General features: G+C 57.0%; 18 protein-coding genes. 6 read left to right on the top strand and 12 right to left on the bottom strand.

All coding sequences use genetic code 11. The features are described from left to right. Positions 1-28: 28 nt before the first annotated feature. From ispG to J9777_RS10120, 5 genes are all read right to left on the bottom strand, one after another. Positions 29-1,177, bottom strand: a complete 1,149-nt coding sequence (gene ispG / locus J9777_RS10140) for a flavodoxin-dependent (E)-4-hydroxy-3-methylbut-2-enyl-diphosphate synthase (protein ID WP_209349519.1) — start codon at positions 1,175-1,177, stop codon at positions 29-31. A gap of 233 nt (positions 1,178-1,410) precedes the next feature. After that, positions 1,411-2,067, bottom strand: coding sequence for a DUF1109 domain-containing protein (locus J9777_RS10135; RefSeq protein ID WP_209348730.1), 657 nt, complete (start codon positions 2,065-2,067; stop codon positions 1,411-1,413). 2 nt (positions 2,068-2,069) lie between these two features. Then, positions 2,070-2,600 carry a sigma-70 family RNA polymerase sigma factor gene (locus J9777_RS10130; protein ID WP_209348729.1) on the bottom strand — a complete coding sequence of 177 codons (531 nt, stop codon included), beginning with the start codon at positions 2,598-2,600 and terminating at the stop codon, positions 2,070-2,072. Between the two features lie 25 nt (positions 2,601-2,625). Continuing rightward, positions 2,626-3,099 (bottom strand): DoxX family protein, encoded by a 474-nt coding sequence (locus tag J9777_RS10125; RefSeq protein ID WP_209348728.1) that lies wholly within the window; start codon positions 3,097-3,099, stop codon positions 2,626-2,628. 26 nt (positions 3,100-3,125) lie between these two features. After that, the gene (locus J9777_RS10120) at positions 3,126-3,341 is read right to left on the bottom strand and encodes a DUF2282 domain-containing protein (RefSeq protein WP_245228772.1); all 216 of its coding nucleotides are present in this window, start codon (positions 3,339-3,341) and stop codon (positions 3,126-3,128) included. Positions 3,342-3,628: 287 nt separating this feature from the next. On the opposite strand from J9777_RS10120, the gene J9777_RS10115 reads away from it, so the two are divergent. From J9777_RS10115 to J9777_RS10095, 5 genes are all read left to right on the top strand, one after another. After that, positions 3,629-3,907 carry a hypothetical protein gene (locus tag J9777_RS10115; protein ID WP_209348726.1) on the top strand — a complete coding sequence of 93 codons (279 nt, stop codon included), beginning with the start codon at positions 3,629-3,631 and terminating at the stop codon, positions 3,905-3,907. 137 nt (positions 3,908-4,044) lie between these two features. Further along, positions 4,045-4,908 (top strand): DUF692 domain-containing protein, encoded by an 864-nt coding sequence (locus J9777_RS10110; protein ID WP_209348725.1) that lies wholly within the window; start codon positions 4,045-4,047, stop codon positions 4,906-4,908. After that, positions 4,908-5,696: a DNA-binding domain-containing protein gene (locus J9777_RS10105; protein WP_209348724.1), complete on the top strand. Its 789-nt coding sequence runs from the start codon at positions 4,908-4,910 to the stop codon at positions 5,694-5,696. Before J9777_RS10110 ends, J9777_RS10105 begins: the two co-directional genes overlap by 1 nt. 89 nt (positions 5,697-5,785) lie before the next feature. Further along, positions 5,786-6,640: a hypothetical protein gene (locus J9777_RS10100; protein WP_209348723.1), complete on the top strand. Its 855-nt coding sequence runs from the start codon at positions 5,786-5,788 to the stop codon at positions 6,638-6,640. Between the two features lie 109 nt (positions 6,641-6,749). Then, entirely contained in the window at positions 6,750-7,676 is a 927-nt protein-coding gene (locus J9777_RS10095; protein WP_209348722.1) for an alpha/beta hydrolase, read from the top strand. Positions 7,677-7,789: 113 nt separating this feature from the next. Here the strand turns inward: J9777_RS10095 and J9777_RS10090 are convergent, their stop codons facing one another. Beyond that, on the bottom strand, positions 7,790-8,986 hold the full coding sequence (locus tag J9777_RS10090) for a mechanosensitive ion channel (RefSeq protein WP_209348721.1): 1,197 nt from the start codon (positions 8,984-8,986) through the stop codon (positions 7,790-7,792). Between the two features lie 136 nt (positions 8,987-9,122). On the opposite strand from J9777_RS10090, the gene J9777_RS10085 reads away from it, so the two are divergent. Then, the gene (locus J9777_RS10085) at positions 9,123-10,217 is read left to right on the top strand and encodes an isoaspartyl peptidase/L-asparaginase (protein WP_209348720.1); all 1,095 of its coding nucleotides are present in this window, start codon (positions 9,123-9,125) and stop codon (positions 10,215-10,217) included. A 6-nt stretch (positions 10,218-10,223) separates the two neighbouring features. On the opposite strand, the gene J9777_RS10080 is transcribed toward J9777_RS10085, so the two are convergent. From J9777_RS10080 to J9777_RS10055, 6 genes are all read right to left on the bottom strand, one after another. Further along, positions 10,224-11,108: a fatty acid desaturase gene (locus tag J9777_RS10080; protein WP_209348719.1), complete on the bottom strand. Its 885-nt coding sequence runs from the start codon at positions 11,106-11,108 to the stop codon at positions 10,224-10,226. Then, positions 11,105-11,299 carry a hypothetical protein gene (locus tag J9777_RS10075; protein ID WP_209348718.1) on the bottom strand — a complete coding sequence of 65 codons (195 nt, stop codon included), beginning with the start codon at positions 11,297-11,299 and terminating at the stop codon, positions 11,105-11,107. The genes J9777_RS10080 and J9777_RS10075 overlap by 4 nt, the downstream gene beginning before the upstream one ends. 71 nt (positions 11,300-11,370) lie before the next feature. Then, positions 11,371-11,841 carry a GNAT family N-acetyltransferase gene (locus tag J9777_RS10070; protein WP_209348717.1) on the bottom strand — a complete coding sequence of 157 codons (471 nt, stop codon included), beginning with the start codon at positions 11,839-11,841 and terminating at the stop codon, positions 11,371-11,373. Next, positions 11,838-12,758, bottom strand: coding sequence for an RDD family protein (locus tag J9777_RS10065; RefSeq protein WP_209348716.1), 921 nt, complete (start codon positions 12,756-12,758; stop codon positions 11,838-11,840). Before J9777_RS10065 ends, J9777_RS10070 begins: the two co-directional genes overlap by 4 nt. Further along, entirely contained in the window at positions 12,755-13,819 is a 1,065-nt protein-coding gene (locus J9777_RS10060; RefSeq protein WP_209348715.1) for a stage II sporulation protein M, read from the bottom strand. The genes J9777_RS10065 and J9777_RS10060 overlap by 4 nt, the downstream gene beginning before the upstream one ends. Beyond that, positions 13,816-15,105: a DUF58 domain-containing protein gene (locus tag J9777_RS10055; RefSeq protein ID WP_209349518.1), complete on the bottom strand. Its 1,290-nt coding sequence runs from the start codon at positions 15,103-15,105 to the stop codon at positions 13,816-13,818. Before J9777_RS10055 ends, J9777_RS10060 begins: the two co-directional genes overlap by 4 nt. Positions 15,106-15,166 lie beyond the last annotated feature (61 nt).

The raw sequence follows: 15,166 nt of genomic DNA, 5'->3' as shown, positions 1-15,166 counted from the left end.
ATCAACGTGATGAACGACGTGGAGCAAGTTACTCGGCGGGTACCGCGTCCTCTGCATGCAGGTCGAATGCTGTGGCTTCGCCAGCTTCGATTTTCGCAGCTTTTTCTTCCACCAGCTTGGCGATGTGATCGAGCATATCGTCTGATTGCACGGTGTGGTCAGTCACGCCGGACAGGTAGACCATGTGTTTGCCATTGCCGCCGCCGGTCAGGCCGATATCGGTTTCGCGTGCTTCGCCGGGGCCGTTGACTACGCAGCCAAGGACGGAGAGCGAGAGCGGTGTTTTGATATGTTCGAGCCGCGCTTCGAGCGCTTCGACTGTGCGGATCACATCAAAGCCTTGGCGTGAGCAGCTGGGGCATGACACAACCCGAACGCCGCGTGTCCGCAGACCGAGCGCTTTGAGCATTTCAAAGCCGACTTTGACTTCCTGCTCCGGCTCTGCGGAGAGCGAAACGCGGATAGTGTCGCCGATACCGGCCCAGAGCAGGCTACCCATACCAATGGAGCTTTTGACCGTGCCGCCAATCAGACCGCCGGCCTCGGTGATTCCAAGGTGCAGTGGACAATCAACCGTTTCCGCGAGCGCGTGATAGGCAGCAACCGCGAGGAATACATCGCTGGCCTTCACCGCGACTTTGAATTCGTGGAAGTCGTGATCCTGCAGCAGTTTGATATGATCGAGCGCGCTTTCGACCAATGCCTCAGGGCAAGGTTCGCCGTATTTCTCAAGCAGGTCCTTTTCGAGACTGCCTGCGTTCACGCCAATCCGGATTGAGCACCCGTTCGCTTTTGCGGCGCGGACCACTTCCGCCACGCGCTCGCTCGAACCGATATTACCGGGATTGATCCGTAAACAGGCGGCCCCGGCATCGGCAGCCTCAAGCGCACGCTTATAGTGGAAGTGAATATCCGCGACGATCGGAATGCGGCTGGCCTTGGTGATTTTTCCGAAAGCGGCCGTCGCTTCCTCAGTCGGGCAGGATACGCGGATGATATCGGCACCCGCATCTTCGCAGCGCCGGATCTGGTCGAGCGTCGCCACGGCATCTTCCGTTGGCGTGTTGGTCATTGTCTGCACAGTAATCGGTGCATCGCCGCCCACCGGTACATCACCGACCATAATCTGGCGGCATTTGCGGCGCTCGATTGTGCGCCAGGGGCGGATTGCGTTCATACTCACCAGTCAAATCCTACACGATGGAACACATGGAACAGGGTCCTAAAGCACAAATTCCGGCTCTCGAACCTCGCTTCCTTACCGACCCTATATGGCGGCTTTCCTGCGAATTTGCGACATATTTCATTGGCCCAGATTAGCGGTCGTCATGTAAGTAAGAAAACGGCGGCGAAGCCTAGGGATAAACCCCTTGCCTCGCCGCCGCTAATTCGGTCAAAATGAAGTATGTGTTACCAGCGCAAAAGCGGCGGCAGCGCGTAGCGACCGATGATCGCGCCAACCACTACCGGCGCAGCGTGCCACAGACCGAGATGGACGACACCGTCAATCGGGCAGGCCAAGCCGTATGCCACCGAACCGAGCGCAGTCGATGCTACACCAACATGCAACCCCGCGAGATTGGGCGATACCGGTGCGCCTTTGCGCAGCCAGTAAATCAATGCGCCAGCAGTACCGACTGACGCCAGCAAGCCTGCGCCGAAGCAGGTTAGGCCGTAGGGATCGTCGAGCGCGGACATTCCGTGATCGTGACCCAGCAATGTGATGAAGGCCGCCACAGGTAGAACAGCGGCCATCGCCATCGCCCATTTCGGACCATCATGCGAATTGCCGACACGCGGTGCAGCCATTTTGAGCACGCTGTTAGCGCTTGCACAGCCAAGGATCAGCAGCAAGCCGTTGCCAATCACGAAGAAGGCCGAGGCCTGTCCAGCGAAGGCACCGCGCCATAGACCGTCAAACAGTTCGACCGCCAGCACCGTAACCACAACGGCCAAAGCGACGAGGATCAACCCGTCGCGGAATTTGATCGATCGGACCGGCTGCAGATCTGCTGCCATTTGCTCAATCAATGGATTGGGAGTTACCCTTTTGTCGTCGGGGCTCATCTTTATTCTGCCTTCTCAATTAACGCGGAGAGTTTCTTCAAACCGCGATGTATATTCACTTTAACCGCGGACTCTGTTTGCCCGCTTCTTTCTGCAGCTTCCCGGATGGAAAGCCCTTCAATCTTTACCATCTCGATCACATCGGATTGCTTGTCGGGGATATGGACAAACATCCGCTCGAGACTGAGCCGCGCCAAGACTGCTTCTTCATCGCTGTCTTCCGGCGCATCATAATCTTCCAGACCCTCTTCCGCATTGCGGTAGACCTTCCGAAGATGGTCCACCCACCGGTAACGCGCGATAGCTGCGAGCCACGGTAGGAAGGGCCGGTCTGTGTCGAATGTGGCGCGCTTATTATGCACTGCCATCATCACTTCCTGGACCAAATCATCCAACTGAGCCGGGGGACAGCGACGGCGGAAATAGCGTTCCAACCACAGCTGCACCTCGGTCAGCAGAACGGTATAGGACTGTTGATCTCCCTTTTGGGAGGCGACCATCAGACGGGCCAATGTTTGTTCATCTGCAATCATTGACCCTCTCCCATACCGATCATGTTTAGTCTTTCGACGCGCTACGTACTTTGGTTACAAGCGCATCGAAAGAAAATATTCCAGCTCCGCGAGAGATCAGGATCATAGCGAGAGCAATGATTGTTATCGCCCATCCAAAGAAGTGGTCCGAGGTAGGGAACACGAATATCTGGATTACCAGAGCCATGATCATCAAAGATGCAGCGGATAAGCGTGTGAACACCCCGAGCACCAACAGGATCGGAAACAGGAACTCTGTATAGGTCGCCAAGGGAACCGCGATATCTACCGGTAGCGGAAGACCCGAAAACTCGTTTTCAAACAGGAAGTACTGGATCTCGCTGATTTGAAACCAGGTTCCTTCCTCGACCTTCGTTTTGTAGGATCGCCAGAACACACCGGCCAATGCAAGGCGGGTGAGCAGCAGGGCAACACTTTCAATAAAGCGTCCTGATAGAAGTCCGGTTACCCGGTCGTAAATCGATGTGATGCTCTGCATGGCTCACTCCCCTTAATTGTGTTGGTTTAGCGCTTGATTGGCTTCAACGAGCCGTTGCCTTTTGGGGTTTTGATGGTCGTGCAAGTGCCCTTGTCGACCAGCTTCCAGGCATTGCCTTGGTAATCGCGGGTCGATGTGCCCGAGCAGCTCGTGCCGGGTCCGGCAGCGCAATCATTCTTGCCTGCTTTGGCAACGCCATAACATTTTTCTTTGCCGCCGCTTTGGGCTGCAGCCGGGGTCATTGTGAGGCCAGCAGTTACGCCAGCTGCCAGTGCGATGCCTGCGATACGGGCTACTGAGTTCTTGTTCATGTCTATTCTCCTTACGTATTGTTTCGTTGTCCTAGGGGGGACTGTTTTGAAGCCCCGCTGTTGTGGGGTCAGACTGCAATTCGGAAGGAGGGGCGGGAAAGTTACAAAAGGAAAAATTATTTTGCTTTGTAACCTTTGATTGGGTGGGCGCGAATTGCCTCATGTCCAACGCGGACACTTTGTTAATTACGCGACACACAATTTAGAGGATTACCCCAATGACTAAGAACTCAGTATTCGCCGCTACTGCAGCAGCTCTCGCCCTTTCTTCTGCAGCCGCTTTTGCAGCAGACGCACCCGCCGGCAGCAACGGCCGCGCGCTGAACGCCAACGACACCGTCCACTGTTACGGCGTGCACGAATGTAAAGGTAACGCCGACTGCGCGACAACCGAGAACGCTTGTAAAGGCCAGAACGCTTGTAAAGGTCACGGCTTCAAAGCGATGAAGGCTGGTGAATGCCTGAACGCTGGCGGCACCATTGGTGACCTGGGTTAATCCCGACGCATCAACCAAGGTCTATAAAAATAGACTAGCTGATTGAGCAATCGCTTGATCACCTTGGGCGGTCCGGTGGGTTCCAACCCCTCCCCCATGCCTGCCGGACCGCCTTTTTTGCACTTAGAGACGACACTATGACCACTTCCGATCCGTTAACTGGCAACTCGGTCTCCGGCCCTTTTTCGGGCTTCGGTCTGGGCCTGCGCCGGACGCATTATCAGGACTTTCTGGAAGGCGATGTTGCGGTTGATTTTGTCGAAGTGATTTCCGAAAACTACATGGTGGAAGGCGGCAACCCGCTGCGCATTCTGGAACAGGTGCGCGCAAAAATGCCTGTCATTATGCACGGCGTTTCGATGTCCATTGGCTCTGCCGACGGGCTCGACCGTGACTATCTCAAAAAATTGAAGCAGCTGGCTGACCGGATTGATCCATTGTGGGTCTCCGACCACCTCTGCTGGACCCGCACCAGCGCGCATAACAGCCACGATTTGCTGCCTCTGCCTTACACGCATGAGGCGCTCGATCTGGTATGCGACAATATCGATCACGCGCAGAATACGCTCGGCCGCTCAATGCTGTTCGAGAACCCTTCCAGTTATATGACTTTCCCCGAAGACGAGATGACCGAATGGGAGTTCATTGCCGCGATGTCGATGCGCACCGGCTGCTATCTGCTGCTTGATGTGAACAACATCTATGTCAGCGCGCACAACCATGGTTTTTCGGCAGAAGCATTCCTGAATGGTCTACCGCTCGACCGCGTGCGTCAGGTCCATCTGGCGGGCCACACCGATGGCGAGATCAAAATCGACACGCATGATCAGCCGGTCTGTGACGGTGTGTGGGATCTCTATGCGAAGGCCATGCGCAAGCTCGGCCCGGTCGCGACGATGATTGAGCGTGATGACAGTATTCCGCCACTGCCTGAATTGCTTGAAGAGCTGGATATGGCAGCCAAGATCGCCGAACGTTCGCGCGAGCTGGAGCCAGCCTGATGATCGCAGCGCAAACGCTCACTCTGGCCGAGAAGCAACAGGAATTTATGGCGCAAGTGCTCGATGACGAGCGCGCGCTGCCCGATGGCTGGACCCCGCGGCACGCCGCAGGAATGGATATCTACCGCAACGCCTATCGTGCGCGATTGGTCGATGCGGTGCGCGATACTTACGAGCGGACAGCCAAATGGGTGGGCGAGGATGCCTACCGACAAGCTGCCGCGCATCATGTGATCACGCACCCGCCAAAAAGCTGGACGCTTGATCATGCGGCAGATGGTTTTCCTGAGACACTGCGCGAGCTCTTTACCAATAATCCCGAAGTTGCCGAACTCGGCTGGCTTGAATGGGCGATGCATCAGGCGTTTGTAGCGGCTGATGCCGAGCCAATGGATGCCGCCAAATTCGGCGAAGTGGCCGCGAGCTTTGCAGAAGAAGACTGGGCCAGCATGCGCCTGACTTTCCTGCCCGGCACCGAGCAACTGCCGATCACACACGACATCGGCAAGCTATGGCGCGCTTTGGGTGATGAGCAGGCTGAAACACCTGAGTTTACGCTGGAACAACCACTTCACTGCATCGTCTGGCGCGAAGGGTTCAAGCCCGTCTTTATGCAAGTCGAACAGCATGAAGGCCATGCGCTGGAAATGATGCGCGGCGGCGCAAGCTACGGCGAAATGTGCGAGACTCTGATCGAAATACTCGGCGAAGAAAGGGCAGTCGCAGAAGCTGGCGCGATCCTAGGCCGGTGGCTGCATAACGGGCTGATTGCTTCGGTTGAGAAGTAGCGTTGGCGCGACTCGGTCGATCGCCGGGCCGCTTGCATGCTTAGCCTTAGTAGCGTTAGAGTCTCTACACCTGTCGGGGGGGAGGCCACGTGAAAACCATTTTCTTTGTGTTGACCGTCCTCGTTAGCTGTGCGGCTCTCTACCTCCTAGAAGGTACCAACGCGCAGGCAATTTTCTTTGCCGTATTGGCCACCGTGTTGATCTATCTGGTCTTCGGGTTTGTTCAAAAACACCGCTTATCCAAAGCGCTGAGATCAGAACTGACTAAGCCGAATATCTGGCGCCGTAACGTCGTTTTTGGAGGAATGGTAACCGGCCTTGCGCTCTATGCCGGATGGATTGCCAACGCGCGTGTGCGAGTCGCGTCTATGCCAACTTACCCGAAACAGCGGAGCTTACCTCCAGTCGATCTTAAACTATCGGCTCCCAGTTTAGTGCGGAAAGGTAGAACGCTCGCCACTCCCGATGGGCCATTCTATTTTTCCGGAACACCCGAGGCGCGCGATATCGCGGCGACCCAAACGCCGGGGCAACCGATGGTGTTTCAGGGACGTGTCGTGGATGAGCAGATGCAACCAATCCCAGAAGCGGTGATTGAAATATGGCACGCCAACGGTGATGGCGACTATGATATTTCGGGCGGCAACAACTGTCGCGGCCATCAGTTCACCGACGAAAACGGCTGTTTTGAGTTTAGCACAGTGATGCCAATGGGATATGGCGAGCCAACGAAGTCAATCACCGGCATCATCGACTATCGTGCCGCGCATATTCACGTCAAAATCCTGACACAAACGGGTGCAGAATTAACCACTCAAGTTTTCTTCCCTGACGATCCGCGTAATCCGACTGATATGCTCTATGACACGTTCAAGGACGCGCTGTTCGTCAATGTCGCGGATATCGATGATGCACTCTATGCCCGTTTTGACTTTGTGCTGTGATAAAGCTGGCCTCCGCCGGACATCAATCTCCTTGCTTCCGCTGCCAAACAGTACTGGCTTGACCCCAACCCCATAACCCGCTTCACCTCCCGCCAAAGGGAGAACAGCATTGGCCGCCACATATTCCGAATTGCGCTTCAATAAACCAAGCCTGCGGATGCGGCTTGGGGAGTGGCTCGTCAGCAAGAAGCCGAGCGAGTTTAGGGATGCGGCGAAAATCCGCGCCGAAGTACCTAAACGCAAGACACCGGTCGACGCGCCGATGCCAGATGGTTTCCATGGCAAGTTCACGATCGAGGACTGGGAAGCTGAAGGGCAAAAGGTTGTCACCGTTCACCCAAAAACGGGCAAGGGCGAGTGGCACATCATCTATTTCCATGGCGGCGGATATTTCATGCCGATGTTCAAGGAGCACTGGCCGCTGATTGAGGCGATGGTCAATACCACCGGCGCGAGCATAAGTGTGCCACTGTATCATGTGATCCCCGAGCACGACTATCACCCGGCCAATAAGCAGGCGGACGCGGTGTACGAGAAAATTGCCACTGAGTGGGGCGATGACAAGATTGCTCTAGCCGGCGATAGTGCGGGCGGAAATATGACGCTGGCTCTGGCCTTGCAGCGACGCGATGCAGGCAAGTCCCTGCCCGGTCGCCTGATCCCGTTTTCGCCTTGGTTGGATATGGCAATGAAGGACCCCGCCGCGCAGGACGTGCAGGAAAAGGACATCATGCTCGATATTGAGAGCATCAAGGTGCTCGGCGAATGGTGGGCGGGCGATCGCGGCGTTGATGATCCGGTGGCTAGTCCGCTTTATGCCGATCTGAAGGGCCTGCCGCCGATTGCAATTTTCCAAGGGCGGCATGATGTGTTTCTGCCCGATGCCCGGACCTTCGCGGCGAAAGCACAGGAGGCGGGCGTGCCGACAAAGCTCTACGAATATGAGGGCGGTCCGCATGTTTATATGGCGCTGACTTTTACCCGCGAATCCAAGGATACGCTAAAGCTGGTGAAGGACTTCCTCGACAACGGCTGAGACTGTCAAAGGTCAAGCCTTGCCGACCGAGAAACCCAAAGAAAAGGGGCGCAGAACTCTCGTTCCGCGCCCCATTCTTTTTCCAGCCCGTTTCAGGCCGGCGGTATGTCAGCTTACTTCTTTGGAGCAGCCTTCTTGGCTGGTGCCGCAGCGTCGCCATCCATGCTTTCCAGCTTTTTCGCTGCCCAATCGCGGCCACCAAGGCCGAAGGCCAGAGCACCTGCGACTGCGCCGCCTACCATGAGGGCACCGAAAGCCATGCCGACAATTTCTTCGCCGACACCCATCTGACGCAGGCCCATGAAGGTGAACAGCACGATGGTCGCATAGCGCACTACCGAGCTGGCCATGGTTCCCTCGCTGGCGCCGCCAACGATGTTGGCCAGCAGATTGGCGATCAGGAAGCCGAGGCCGATAACCACCGCACCAAACGCAACATCACCGCCCTGACGCAGTACCTCGTTAAGAATGCCCGTCAGTTCGGGGAAGCCGAGCAGCTTGGTCGCAGCAATCGCAAAGAACAGTATGATCGCGATTTGCGCAATGCGCGCGATCAGGTTCGATGCTGTGGTCCCCGAAGGCAGCAGCCCCATCGCTTCAACCGAACGGTCAATGCCCAGGCCCGAGAGCAGATCGCTTAGAATGCCAACCGCAAACTTGCTGATCAGATAACCGATACCCAGCAGGATGCCTGCAGCGATGATATTCGGAACAGCGCCCAAAATCATACCGAGCATGCCTGTCGCCGGGCCTGAAATTGCCGCGATGTTCAACACGCCAAGCGCGCCGATCGCTACCGGAATCGCAATCAGAACATAGATCACCGTGCCGATGGTCTTGCTGATGGCATTATTGCCAGTGACGTTCTCAACGCCGCCCTTATTGGCCCATTTATCGAGATCGACCGTCTGCATCGCCGTCACCGCAATATCGCGGATAATGCCTGCAATCATCAGGCCCACGAACAGCAGGATACCCGCGCCGATCAGGTTTGGCACGACGTCCATAACATTGTTGAGCAGATTATTGATCGGACCTGCGACGCCTTCAAGCTCGAAGACTTGCAGGATAGCGAGCAAGCCGAACAGCCACACGAATAGCGAAACGATCTTGCCCAGCGACAGCCCAACGGACTCTCCCGTTGATGTCCCGCGTTGTAGCAGCGGAACCATGTCCACTAGCTTGGCGAAAGCCCATTTTGCCGCTTTCGCAAGCACCCAAGTGACAGCGAGAATGATCGCCGCCATGACCACATCCTTGCCGATCTCAATCGCTAGGTTCTGGTCAAATACGTAGTTCCCAATTTGCATATATTCTCTCCCCAAAGAGCTGTTTTGATTATCAACATGACAAGCAGAAATGACGAAAATTTCCAACTTTGTCCGTTGATAAGTTGGTTAACAGATTTTGCATGGCCGCAAGCTGAACCCGTGCTACTATTCGGCCATGCGCATCATCACTCTATTGTCCGCCTTCCTATTCTCACTTGTTGCAGGCCCTGCTTTTGCCAATGAAGAAGGGGATGAACCGCAATGGTCCATCGCCATTCATGGCGGTGCGGGCACTATGGATCGCGACAAGATGACACCCGAGCAGCAGGCCGAGTACAAGGCTGCTTTGCAAAACGCGCTCGATGCCGGCGCAGAGGTTCTGCGCAATGGCGGCACCGCAGTGGATGCAGTGAAGGCGGCGATCACTCCAATGGAGGATGATCCCAAATTCAACGCTGGGCGCGGCGCGGTCTTCACATGGGAAGGCGCGAATGAAATGGATGCGTCGATCATGGATGGAAAGACGCGTGAAGCCGGCGCGATCACCGGCGTGAGCACCATTCGCAATCCGATCCTGCTGGCCGATGCCGTTATGAAAGATGGCCGCCATGTATTCCTGAGCGGCTCGGGCGCAGAAGAATTTGCGAGTGATGCCGGCTTGGAACGCGCAGACCCCGAATGGTTCGCCACCGAGCGCCAGAAGAAGGCGCTTGAGAGGATGAAAGCGCGGCAACTCAGTGCGATGGATGTCGACCACAAGTTCGGCACCGTCGGCGCGGTCGTGCTCGACACCCATGGCAATCTGGCAGCGGGCACATCGACCGGCGGAATGACCGGCAAGCGCTGGGGCCGGATTGGCGATTCACCGATTATCGGCGCCGGGAACTATGCAGACAATCGCAGTTGCGCGGTATCCGCGACAGGCTCGGGCGAATATTTTATTCGTGTAGGCGTGGCGCAGGAGATTTGCACTCGACTGAGTTATCAATACAGGGTGGAAGCTCTCGAAGCACAATTGAGTGTCCCACGCGATGAGAAAGGTTGGCCAAGCTACATCGTCCATGCATCCGAGTTAGCTTGGGAGAGCGACATCGCTCAAAAGGTAGCTGACGAGGTGATTGCAGAAGTGGTGGAACTTGGCGGTAGTGGAGGCGTCATTGTCGTAACGCCCGAAGGCCACACTCTCTTTAGCTTTAATACGCAGGGCATGTATCGCGGCCGGGCGGACAGTACCGGCCTCAATGAAGTTGCAATATTCGCTGACGAGTGAGCGGACCTAGTGGTCCTCTAACCGACACCCGCGGGCTTCCAAAATGGGGCGCATCTCACGATACGCCGCTGGCGTTCGGGTGAGCGGGATATAGGGATGCAGATGGTGGACGATGTGGAACTGCATGCCCATCGAACCGATATTGCCGACCTTCGACATCCAGCTGCGCGTGTTGCGATAGCGACCTTGCTCGGGCTGCGGGTAATGCGGTGCCCACGACAGGAAGAACACGAGATAGGTCAGCGCGATATGATACGGGAGCCACCACAGAAAAAACGCTTCCAGTGCAAAGCCGCTCCACGCCAGAGCGCACAATATCGCCAAATGGCCCAGACGGAAGAGGATGGTCATCAGCACCAGGTCATCGCGTCCCTGACGCTGTAGGGACGCAAGATAATCCTGACTGCGCTTTCCGTTTGGCTGCCGTTGCTTGATCGCCTGCCATATCGCTTGCCAAGGCCCGTCAGCATTCGAAGTGATGTCGGGATCAAGCTCCGGATGGTTGGTATGTTTGTGATGCTCCAGATGGGTGAAGCGGAACACGTTGAATGGCGTCACAATCATCCAGCTTGTCGCATGGCCGACCAATTCATTGAGCCAGCGGAGCTTCGCGCCCGGCCGCGCGATAATGTCATGCTGCGCCTCGTGCGTGGGCAGATAAACCAGCGACATATTGATCGTCGCGATGATGAAACCCAACCACAGCGGGACCACATCCAACAGCACCAGCGGCCACAGCGCCAACCAACAGACAAGATTACCGAACGCCCAGACCACTGCTTCCCATGGGAACATTCCGCTGTGTTTGCGGGCGATTTGCAACTCTAGCTTGCGCAGATCTTTCTCGGGAAGAGATGACAGATCGGAAGGTAGCGTAATCGTCTCGCTCATACCCAGCTTCCGCGTATCTGAGCGACGATCCCCAACGTGCCTGCGACAACCAATGCAAAGATCAGATTAGTGGTACCGAACGGAGCGGACCAACCCAGCGCATCCATGCCCTGCGCAATCACGGGCGCGAGGAAGCCCAGCGCAAAGATCATTGGCATTGATGCCAGCAGCAATTTCAGCGCGTGTTCCATAGCGTGGCCCCTCTATGTCAGAGCTTAGCAGGCGTTAGAAGTGGAGGGCAAGAAACGGGGAGGACGCCTGTTCAACCCAGCTTCGTGTCCATGCACAGACTAAACTCGTCAGACACATAGTCGCCAAACGGTGCGCATTCGGCGAAACCGTGTTTCTCATAGAGCTTTATCGCGGGAAGAAACTTTGCGGGACGCCCCGTTTCCAGCCCCAGCCAGTGATAGCCTCTGCGCCGCGCCTCAGCGAGCAAATGGAGCAGAATTGCCTCGCCCGCACCTTTGCCGCGAAAATCTGGTGAGGCGCGCATCGATTTCAATTCCCCGCGACCATCGCCCAGTTCTTTGAGCGCACCGCAAGCTGCCAGATCATCGCCCAACCACGCGGCATAAAAGGTCACATCGGGCTCACGCAACCGCTCAACCGGCATCGCGTGGACTTTACACGCTGGCGACCATTTGTGCATTTCTTCCAGATGCAATGTCAGCAGCGCGTTGATTGCATCTCCGGACAGATCATCCTCGACAATACGGAATGCGCTGGTCATGAAAATTTGTCCGCCTTACGTTTGCCGAAGCGCATATCGGATTCCAGCTTAGCCCGAAGCTGCGCATAGAACGCTTCCAGGAATGCGCGTTCATCGCCTGATCCCGCTTCCCAGCCGATCTTGCGGCAGATGGTTTCGGCCACGGCTTCGATTGCCTCCTGGCGTCCATCGCGCAGCACGCGTTCAAGCGTTTGCAATTCATGCTCGCCATAGATCGAAAGCTCATCGTCGCCGAATTTGTAGGCTGCGCCGGTGACGGAACTCGATCCGTCAGCCGCTGCTCCTTCAGTGGAGAGTGTAGCGGCGAGTTTCTGTTTGGGGGCATCGAGCACCCATGTCCCGGCAATCAAATCGCCTGCGCGCATTGAATCTTTGTTGAAGAACGGGAACAGCAGAAAGACAAGGAACCACAGCATTGCCGCCCAACCCGCAGCCCCGCTATCGCCCGATGGTGCGACCAGCAGCATCACCAAGGGCAAAAACAGCTCGACATCGCGCAGAAGATTGCGCGCAACAATGGCTTCGGGTGTCAGCCGCCCGCCATCGCGCGATGCCACGCGTAAGCCGACGATCCGCTTCCCCGGGGTCGCCCCACGCGGTCCCATTTCAAAGAACATGAAATAGCCGTTCCACGCGAAAAACCACATCAGCGACCAGATGACAAACAGGAACTCTAGCGAGCCTGGCATGCCTTCAAGCCCCTCTTCAATGCGAGTGCCGAGCGCGGTTCCAAACAGTGCCAATGTGAGCGAAATGGTGGCTATGCTTAGGATCAGCAGATCGAGGATCAGCGCACCCGCTCTAGCTCCGCGTGAGCCGATGGAGAGTGGCAAGGCCACGCCCTCTGGTGTGACCATGGTCCGTTGCCGGCGCGCACGTCGGTCGCGGATTTGTGCAGGAAGCGAAGCGGAACTCATGCGGTGTCCTCCACCTTCCTGTTACGGCCATAGACGAAGAAGTATACCAGCCAGAACAGCAGCATGAAGATGCCGATAATTGCCCGGGCTTCCTGTCCGGCCAATTGGCGCGGGAAGGCTTCGAGCAGTGCTGCGAAGACCAACATGAGCACCACGCCGACCATCACCTGTGCGCCGCGCTGACCACCTTCTGCTGCCGCTGCCAAAATCGATTTGTGGCCCGGGAATGCCATTTTGCGACCGATATGCATGCCCGCAGCACCGGCCAGCAGGATCGCGAATAGCTCCGTGGTTCCATGAACGCTAAGCCATGCAGCGAACTCCCACGTCAGATCCTGGCTGGAGAACAGCCATAACATCGCCCCCAGCACCGCCATGTTATGGATCAGCAGCAGCAAGGATGGAATGCCAAAGGCGAACCCCAGCGCGAAGGCGAGGATCGACACGCCTGCATTGTTAGTGAACAGCTGCGCGGCGAAGGCAGAGAGACCATTTGCGCTTTGTTCCACCTTCAGGCTTTCCATCAATATTTCGCGGCTGGCACCGGGGACGCGGCTATCGGTGAACTGCGTTGGCACCAGCGAATAATACCATTCAACATCGCGCGCGACGAGGAGCCATCCGGCAATCGTGCCCATCACCATCACAAACAATGCGACGCAGATATCGAGCCAGATTTCCTGAATGGCTCGGCTAAGATTGCCACCGAGGAACTGGCGCAGCCATGCGGTCAGCCCCTGCCGAGGTCCGTAGACTTGGAACCATGCGCGCTGCACCAGCGATTCCAGATAAGTCAGCGTGGCGGAATCGAGCGATGTCTCACGCGCTACGGCGAGGCTCGAAGCCGCCATGCGGTAGAGCGCGGGCAGTTCCAGCACGTCCTCGTCAGACAGCTTGCGTAGCTTACCTTTTTCAAGCCGGGTAAGAATATCTTCGAGCCGCCGCCATTCGCCTTCACGCTGCAGACGGAAACGGTCGGATCGCAAAGCCGCCGCTTCGATATCGGGCGTCGCTTCGATTTCCGCCTTGCGGGTGAACATGCTGAGCGTAGGGGCCTTCATCCGATGGCTCCGCTACGCTTGATGTCGAGATAGGAATCGATCAGCCGGTAGCCGATCTGATCCCATGGCGCCTCGATAATATCGACGCCCATCTGGCGCAGGCGTTGAAGCACGACGGCGCGCTGGCGAGACAATGTGTCGGCGGTCACTGCCGCCGCTAGATCGTCGAGCGTGTTGGGATCGGCCTGAGTCAGCTCCTGCAGCTCGGCGTCTTCGATTGTAACGAACAGCACCAGATGTTTCTCGACCAAGCGCCCGACGCTTTCGATCATCATTTCTGCCCCGGTTGGGTCGGTGAAGTCGGTGAACAGGACAATCAATGACCGCCGCTGGAGCCTTGCGGTAAGCGATGCCAGCGCGAGCGTGAAATTTGGCTCCTCTGCATGGTAATCGAGGCCAGCCGCAGCGGATTGCAATTGATAGAATGCACGCGTGTCGCCCACAAACGGCGTCATCACTTCGGGCCGTTGGGCAAAACCGAACAGCGACACCCGGTCACCGCCTTTCAGCGCGACATAGGATGCGGTGAGTGCAGCGGTGACCGCGCGGTCGATGCGGGGCAGTCCCTCCACCGGCTCGCACATGGCCTGCCCGCAATCGAACGCGAAGATGATCTGGTTGTTACGCTCGCTCTCGTTTTCGCGGGCATAGAGCTTGGTATGCCGTGCGCTGGCTTTCCAATCGATCCGGCGTCGATCCATGCCGGGTTCGTATTCGCTGAGCGCTTCAAACTGGGTGCCTTCGCCGCGAATCCGCCGCGCGATCAGGCCGAACTGCGCGTCGCGCAGATAGTTCTGCAATTCGGGCGAACGGATCGGCGACAGGTCGGGCCAAATCCGTACTTCTTCTTCGATCTCATGTGTAACTTGGCGAGCACCAAGACCAAGCGGGCCCGCCCAGCGCAGCCAGATCTGGCTGATTGGTGCAGTTCCGCGCCGCGACGGGATCAGTTTCGCTGCGCCCTGCCAGCTGTCGGTTTCCGCGTCGAATTCGAGCAGAGTCTCAACGCGTCCTTCGTCATCCAGTCGCGGATCGACTTGCAGCGAGACTTCCGGCTTCGATCTCGATGCGCGCCCAGCCATGTCGGCGTCGACAATAATTGAAAGCGGCTCACCGACTTCGCTATCTGCTGGCGCATGGACGCGCCAATCGACCAGGCGCCCTGCGACGGCTCCATCCAGAAGCACCAATAGCAACAAAGCCACCGCCGCTGCGGGTACGATCAACCACGCATCGGGCGCGGTTGTGGCGATAACAATCGCCACGGGTGCAGCCAAAGCCGTCATCCATGCCGCGCGGGCTGTTGGAAGGATGGAGAGTTTCAAGAGCTATCTCTGATCCGGCACC

Source organism: Pontixanthobacter sp. CEM42, assembly GCF_017812015.1.
Classification (GTDB): domain Bacteria; phylum Pseudomonadota; class Alphaproteobacteria; order Sphingomonadales; family Sphingomonadaceae; genus Pontixanthobacter.
The sequence above is the reverse complement of the archived record's forward strand: the minus strand, read 5'-3'. Positions and strand labels throughout refer to the sequence as shown.

What these genes read in the sequence shown, in the direction of transcription:
- ispG (WP_209349519.1), bottom strand. Translation starts at nt 1,177, where the DNA reads ATGAACGCAATCCGCCCCTGGCGCACAATCGAGCGCCGCAAATGCCGC.
- J9777_RS10135 (WP_209348730.1), bottom strand. Translation starts at nt 2,067, where the DNA reads ATGAGCCCCGACGACAAAAGGGTAACTCCCAATCCATTGATTGAGCAA.
- J9777_RS10130 (WP_209348729.1), bottom strand. Translation starts at nt 2,600, where the DNA reads ATGATTGCAGATGAACAAACATTGGCCCGTCTGATGGTCGCCTCCCAA.
- J9777_RS10125 (WP_209348728.1), bottom strand. Translation starts at nt 3,099, where the DNA reads ATGCAGAGCATCACATCGATTTACGACCGGGTAACCGGACTTCTATCA.
- J9777_RS10120 (WP_245228772.1), bottom strand. Translation starts at nt 3,341, where the DNA reads ATGACCCCGGCTGCAGCCCAAAGCGGCGGCAAAGAAAAATGTTATGGC.
- J9777_RS10115 (WP_209348726.1), top strand. Translation starts at nt 3,629, where the DNA reads ATGACTAAGAACTCAGTATTCGCCGCTACTGCAGCAGCTCTCGCCCTT.
- J9777_RS10110 (WP_209348725.1), top strand. Translation starts at nt 4,045, where the DNA reads ATGACCACTTCCGATCCGTTAACTGGCAACTCGGTCTCCGGCCCTTTT.
- J9777_RS10105 (WP_209348724.1), top strand. Translation starts at nt 4,908, where the DNA reads ATGATCGCAGCGCAAACGCTCACTCTGGCCGAGAAGCAACAGGAATTT.
- J9777_RS10090 (WP_209348721.1), bottom strand. Translation starts at nt 8,986, where the DNA reads ATGCAAATTGGGAACTACGTATTTGACCAGAACCTAGCGATTGAGATC.
- J9777_RS10085 (WP_209348720.1), top strand. Translation starts at nt 9,123, where the DNA reads ATGCGCATCATCACTCTATTGTCCGCCTTCCTATTCTCACTTGTTGCA.
- J9777_RS10080 (WP_209348719.1), bottom strand. Translation starts at nt 11,108, where the DNA reads ATGAGCGAGACGATTACGCTACCTTCCGATCTGTCATCTCTTCCCGAG.
- J9777_RS10075 (WP_209348718.1), bottom strand. Translation starts at nt 11,299, where the DNA reads ATGGAACACGCGCTGAAATTGCTGCTGGCATCAATGCCAATGATCTTT.
- J9777_RS10070 (WP_209348717.1), bottom strand. Translation starts at nt 11,841, where the DNA reads ATGACCAGCGCATTCCGTATTGTCGAGGATGATCTGTCCGGAGATGCA.
- J9777_RS10065 (WP_209348716.1), bottom strand. Translation starts at nt 12,758, where the DNA reads ATGAGTTCCGCTTCGCTTCCTGCACAAATCCGCGACCGACGTGCGCGC.
- J9777_RS10060 (WP_209348715.1), bottom strand. Translation starts at nt 13,819, where the DNA reads ATGAAGGCCCCTACGCTCAGCATGTTCACCCGCAAGGCGGAAATCGAA.
- J9777_RS10055 (WP_209349518.1), bottom strand. Translation starts at nt 15,105, where the DNA reads ATGACGGCTTTGGCTGCACCCGTGGCGATTGTTATCGCCACAACCGCG.